At 69.3% G+C, this 6,184-nt stretch carries 4 protein-coding genes; 2 read left to right on the top strand and 2 right to left on the bottom strand.

Going from position 1 to position 6,184, the window contains the following annotated elements; all coding sequences use genetic code 11:
- The coding region (locus DMC18_RS03400; protein ID WP_110132692.1) for a TonB-dependent receptor at window positions 1–2,391 on the top strand (2,391 nt) is incomplete at its 5' end.
- Between the two features lie 173 nt (window positions 2,392–2,564).
- Window positions 2,565–3,824, top strand: a complete 1,260-nt coding sequence (locus tag DMC18_RS03405; protein ID WP_110119700.1) for a histidine-type phosphatase — start codon at window positions 2,565–2,567, stop codon at window positions 3,822–3,824.
- A gap of 109 nt (window positions 3,825–3,933) precedes the next feature.
- On the opposite strand, the gene DMC18_RS03410 is transcribed toward DMC18_RS03405, so the two are convergent.
- The gene (locus tag DMC18_RS03410) at window positions 3,934–5,487 is read right to left on the bottom strand and encodes a DHA2 family efflux MFS transporter permease subunit (RefSeq protein WP_110119701.1); all 1,554 of its coding nucleotides are present in this window, start codon (window positions 5,485–5,487) and stop codon (window positions 3,934–3,936) included.
- A gap of 83 nt (window positions 5,488–5,570) precedes the next feature.
- Window positions 5,571–6,184, bottom strand: a 614-nt coding sequence (locus tag DMC18_RS03415) for an HlyD family efflux transporter periplasmic adaptor subunit (protein WP_146217957.1), incomplete at its 5' end; no start/stop codon positions are given.

Below are 6,184 nucleotides of genomic sequence, written 5' to 3' on the forward strand. Positions count from 1 at the left end.
GGCAAGTTCCCGTCCAACAACATCGCCGAAGCCCTGCAACGGGTGCCGGGCGTGGCCATCACCCGCGACCGCGGCGAGGGCCTGTTCGTGCGCGTGCGCGGCCTGGGTCCCAACTTCCAGATCGTCACCCTGAACGGCCGCAGCGCCGCGGTGAACGAGAACATGCGCGACAGCGGCCAGAGCGGCCGCCAGTTCCGCTTCGACACCCTGCCGTCCGAACTGGTGGCCGGCGTCGAGGTGGGCAAGACCCCGCTGGCCTCGCTGGACGAGGGCGCGATCGGCGGCGTGGTCGACATCAAGACCTTTCGCCCCCTGACCCTGGGCAAGAACACCATGGCCGCTTCGGTCACGGCCAGCCATCCGGAACTGGCCGGCAAGACCGACCCGCGCGCCTCGGGCCTGATCAGCTGGGTCAATGACGACAAGAGCTTCGGCGCGCTGCTGGCCCTGGTCTACGACCAGCGCACCCTGCGCCAGGACCGCGTCACCGGCGTGGGCTGGAGCTATGTCGACACCTCCACGACCCTGGGCAAGAGCCTGGCGGCGCAGGGGATCAGCCTCTATCCGACCGCCATCCGCCCGACCCTCGAGCGCGAGGACCGCGAGCGCAAGGGCCTGGTGTTCTCGGCCCAGTACCGTCCGACCGACGCCACCGAGATCACCTTCGACGCCAGCTACACGCACCTCGACGACCACTATGACGAGCTGACCTATTCGGTCGACCAGACGGTCTCGACCCTGGTCGCCGGCACGGCGGTGGTGCGCGACGGCGCCCTGGTGGGCGGCACGGTCACCTCGACCAGCCAGATCGGCCGCGAGGTCAGCGACCTGGCGCACGACAACCTGATGCTGGCCGTCAACGGCAAGCAGCGGATCGGCGAATGGACCTTCTCGGGCGACGCGGCCTACGCCCGCGCCTATTCGGAGACCTCCAAGCCGATCACCCGCACGCGCCTGCTGGGCTCGATCGGCCAGACGACCTTCAACATGACCAAGGCCGACGACGAGGAGCTGCCCAGCGTCACCCTGGCGACGACCAACCTGTCCAACCCCTCGCTGCTGCCGTTCCGCCGCATCGAGTGGCGCGTCAACGACTCGCTGGACCTGGAAAAGGCCCTGCAGGCCGACGCCGAGCGTCCGGTCGAATGGGGGCCGTTCAACCGCATCGCCTTCGGCGTGAAGTTCCGCGAGCGCGAGCGCACCTACAATCGCGCCGACATCAACTACACGACCAATCTGGCGGGCAAGTACTTCGACGCCAGCTACTTCGAGGCCTTCCCGGTCAGCGACTTCCTCGGCGGCGTGGGTGGAAATCTGCCGCGCACCTGGGTCATGCCCAACCCCGAGAAGTTCTGGGCCCTGGCCGACAAGAGCCAGCTGGGCACGGCGCGCGCCGACAAGCGCAACTCCTACTTCGTGTCGGAAGAGATCCTGGCCGGCTACGCCCTGACCGATCTGGACACCAAGGTCGCCGACCTGCCGCTGCGCGGCGAGATCGGCGTGCGCGTGGCCAACACCAAGCAGGTCTCGGCCGGCCACGCCGACAACGGCACGACCGCCGTGCCGGTGCGCTACGAGAAGAGCTACACCGACGTGCTGCCGACGGCCAACTTCGCCCTCGACATCACCGACACCCTGCAGGCCCGCGTCGCCGTGGCCAAGGTGATCACCCGCCCGTCGCTGGCTGATCTGGCCCCGCGCCTGACGCTGAACTCCTCGGGCACGGTGCTGACGGCGGTGGGCGGCAATCCGGAGCTTAAGCCCTTCGAGGCCTGGCAGTACGACGCCACGCTGGAATGGTACTTCGCCCCCGGCAGCGCCCTGATCGCCGGCGCCTTCTACAAGGACATCACCACCTTCGTTTACAGCCAGAAGACCAACATCGTGGTCGACGGCCAGACCTACCAGCTGACCTCGCCGACCAACGGCGGCGAGGCGACCATCAAGGGCGTGGAGCTGGCCTACCAGCACCTGTTCAAGAGCCTGCCCGCGCCGTTCGACGGCCTCGGCTTCCTGGCCAACTACACCTACACCGACACCGAGGCGACCTACTCGGCGACGCTGAAGGACCAGATGGTCAACGTCGCCAAGAACAGCTTCAACCTGACCGGCTTCTACGAGAAGGACCGCATCGCGGCCCGGGCCAGCTACAGCTGGGTGGACGACGTGCTGCAGGACGTCGGCGGGGCGGGCCTGTCGGCCCTCAACGACGCAGCCTTCGGCTCGCTGGACGCCAGCATCAGCTACAAGATCACCCCGCAGATCACCGCGGCGGTGGAAGGCCAGAACCTGACCGACGCGGCCCAGTGGCAGTTCGTGAAGGGCGGCTGGTTCGGCGGTTACACCAAGTACGGCCGCACCGTCAGCTTCGGCCTGCGCGCCAAGTTCTAAGGCTGGTTGCTCCGTTCACGGAGTTCTGTCGCGCCCCGGCCGCCTTTCCTGGCGGCCGGGACGGCGATCCCGACTTTCCGGAGGGGACGCCCCTTGCGCTCCTCCGTTCCGATCCCCTTGACTGGCCCGCGCGATTCCGCCGTGCGGGCCGTTTTTTCGTTCTGGGAGTTCCGATGCGTCTGCTTGCCCGCCTATCCGCTCTCGCGCTGGCCCTGTCGGTCGCCGCGCCCGCCGCCGCCCAGCAGGCCGGCGACACCCTGGAGAAGGTGGTGATCCTCAGCCGCCACGGCGTGCGGGCGGCGATGTCGAGCCCCGAGCGGCTGGAGACGGCCACCGCCAGGCCCTGGCCGCGCTTCGGCGTGCCGCCGGGCCACCTGACGGCCAATGGTGGCGCGCTCTCGACCCTGTTCGGGACCTATTACCGCGACCTCTACGCCAAGCAGGGCCTGCTGGCCGGCGCCGACTGCGGCGCGGTCTATTACTGGGCCAATGTCACCCAGCGCACGATCGCCACGGCCAAGGCCCTGGGCGAGGGGCTGTCGCCGGGCTGCGCCGTGGATGTCCACACGGTGGGCGAGGGCAAGATCGATCCGATGTTCGAGCCGGTGAAGGCCGGCGTCGCCAAGCCTGATCTGGCCCTGGCGCGCGCTTCGGTCGCCGGCCGGGTGGGGGGCAGCCTCGCCGCCTGGAGCGCCAGCCACGCCGACGCCATCGCCAGCCTCGACGAACTGCTGATGCAATGCGACGCCGCGCCGTGCCCGAAGGCGGCCGGCAAGCGCCGCGTCTATGACGAGGCCCCGGCCTTCCTCGACGACGCCGACGAGACGGTGGGCATCGCCGGTCCGGAAGCTTTCGCCTCCGGCGTCACCGAGAGCCTGCTGATGGCCTGGGCCGACGGCCAGGACTTCGCGAGCCTGGGCTGGAAGGGCCTGAATGATGCCTCGCTGCTGCGGGTCTTCCCGCTGCACCAGGCCGAGTTCGACCTGCGCCTGCGTTCGCACGAAGTGGCGCGCACCGGCGCCGGCCATCTGGCCTCGCGCATTCTGGCGACGCTGGAGACCAAGCCCGGCAAGGACGCGCTCGGCGATCCCAATTCCAAGATGGTGGTGATCGTCGGCCACGACGGCACCCTGGCCATGCTGGGCGGCCTCCTGGGCCTGGAATGGGCCGCGCCGGGCTATCAGCCCAACCAGATCGCGCCGGGCGGCAACCTGGTGTTCGAGCGCTGGAAACGGGCCGACGGCGTGCGGGTGATCCGCGTGCGCTACGCGGTGCAGAGCCTGTCGCAACTGCGGGAGAAGAAGGCCCTGACGCCGGCGGCCCCGCCGGAAGCCTCGCCGATCTTCGTGCCGGGCTGCAGCCAGGCGGGGGCGGGTTACGACTGCCCGGCGGAGACGTTCGCGGCGGTGGTGAAGGGGGCTGTGGCGCGGTAGGCGCATGGTCCTCGCCCTTCGACAGGCTCAGGGTGAGGACCATTTCAAGCTCAACAGATCAGTAGAAACCCTCACCCTGAGCTTGTCGAAGGGCGAGGGTTTCTCCGTCTCAGTGCACGGCCGAGGTGTCGGCCACGCGGGTCGGCTTGGGGGCCAGCCAGACGATCAGGGCGGCGACCACGAACAGGACGGCCATGGCCATGAACACCTGGTTGGTGGCCAGCATGACGCCCTGGCTCTGGACCATGTTGTCCAGCGTGCCGCGCGCCTGTTCGGGCGTGAGCCCCACGCCCTGCAGCTGGTCCATCGTCGACTGCGCGCCGTTCAGCACGCCCGACAGTTCGTTGTGGTTGCGGCTGGCGCCGTCGGCCCACACCGTGGTCACCACCGAGGTGGCGAAGGCCCCCGACAGCGTGCGGCAGAAGTTCATCAGGCCGGCGGCGCTGGCGGTCTCCTCGACCCGGACGCTGGCCAGGGCCAGGGCGGTCACGGGCACGAAGAAGAACGGCATGCCGAAGCCCTGGAACAGCAGCCAGTGGGCGATGTCGAAATAGCCCATCTGCTGGTTGGCCTGCGCCCGGAAGAAGGTCATGAAGGCCATCCACATCAGGCCCAGGAACACCAGGCGGCGGGCGTCGAGCTTGGCCGACATGCCGGCCGCCAGCGGCGCGACCATGACGGCGGTGACGCCGAGCAGGGCCGAGACGTAGCCGGCCCAGGTGGCCGTGTAGCCCATGTTCTGCTGCAGCCAGAGCGGGTTCAGCACGTTGATGCCGAAGAAGGCCCCGAAGGCGACGCTGAGGGTTATGACCGCCGCGGTGTAGCCGCGGTGGCGGAAGACCCGCAGGTCGACGATCGGGTTCTGCTCGGTCAGCTCCCAGATCAGGAAGGCGACGAAGCCGACGGCGGCGACCAGCGCCAGGCCGATGATCAGCGGCGAGGAGAACCAGTCGTGCTCCTTGCCCAGGTCCAGCATGATCTGCAGCGAGCCGACCCAGACGACCAGCAGGGCGAGGCCCACCAGGTCGACTTTCGCTTTGGCCAGAGGCGTCTCGTGGCCCTTCAGCAGGTTCCAGGCGAACCAGGAACAGGCGATGGCGATCGGCACGTTGATCCAGAAGATGAAGGCCCAGCCGACGCTGTCGCACAGCGCCCCGCCCAGGATCGGCCCGAGGATCGGGGCGACCAGGGTGGTCATGGCCCAAAGGCCGGTGGCCGCGGCGGCGTGCTTCTTGGGGAAGACGCGCAGCAGCAGGGTCTGGGACAGCGGCATCAGCGGGCCGCCGCAGGCGCCCTGCAGGATGCGGAACAAGACGAGGAAGCCAAGTGAGGGGGCGAGGCCGCACAGGAACGAGAAGATCCCGAACCCGATCATGCCGAAGACGAACACCCTGACCGCGCCGAAGCGGGCCGACAGCCAGCCGGTCAGCGGCACGACCACGGCCTCGGCCACGGCGTAGGAGGTGATGACCCAGGTGCCCTGGCTCGGCGAGACGCCCAGGGCGCCGGCGATGTTCGACACCGAGACGTTGGCGATGGTGGTGTCGAGCACCACCAGGAAGTTGGCGGCGGCCAGGATCAGGCCGGCGAAGATCATCGCCGGCCCGCTGAGCGGCGCGGGTTCGGAGGCCGCCCTTGCGGGGACGGCTTGAGCGGTCGCCATGACGGCTATCCTTGCTCTGAAGGGTTCTACGCTTGGCGCGCGTCTGGCGGGCGAAACCGCTTACACTTTCGCCCGACGCGCTCTTAGCCGCGGGTGTCGATCGTGGCCTTCATCGACAGGCCCACGCGCAGCGGGTGAGCCTTGAGGTCGGTCGGGTCGATGGCGACGCGGACGGGCAGGCGCTGCACGACCTTGATCCAGTTGCCGGTGGCGTTCTGGGCCGGGATCAGGGCGAAGGCCGCGCCGGTGCCGCCCGACAGGCCGGCGACCTTGCCGTGGTACTTCACCGAGCCGCCGTAGAGGTCGGCTTCCAGCTCGACCGGCTGGCCGATCTTGACCTTGCGCAGCTGGCCTTCCTTGAAGTTGGCGTCGACATAGGCCGCGCCGATCGGAACGACCTGCATCACCGGCGAGCCGGCGGCGACGCGCTGGCCGATCTGGACGTTGCGCTTGGCCACGACGCCGTCGATCGGCGCGCGGATGACGGTGCGCGACAGGTCCAGCTGGGCCTGCTCGACCTTGGCGCGGGCGGCGGCGACTTCCGGATTGGCGTCGATGCTGGCGCCGGCGGTCAGCACGGCGTTGGCGGCCAGCGAGCCGGCGGCGGCGGCGCGGTTGGCCTGGGCCTGGACCTGCGAGGCCTTGGCCGAGGCGAAGGCGGCCTGGGCGTTGGCGAAGGCGTTCTGGGCGCGGGTCA

The organism is Caulobacter sp. D5 (assembly GCF_003185805.1).
Classification (GTDB): Bacteria; Pseudomonadota; Alphaproteobacteria; order Caulobacterales; family Caulobacteraceae; genus Caulobacter.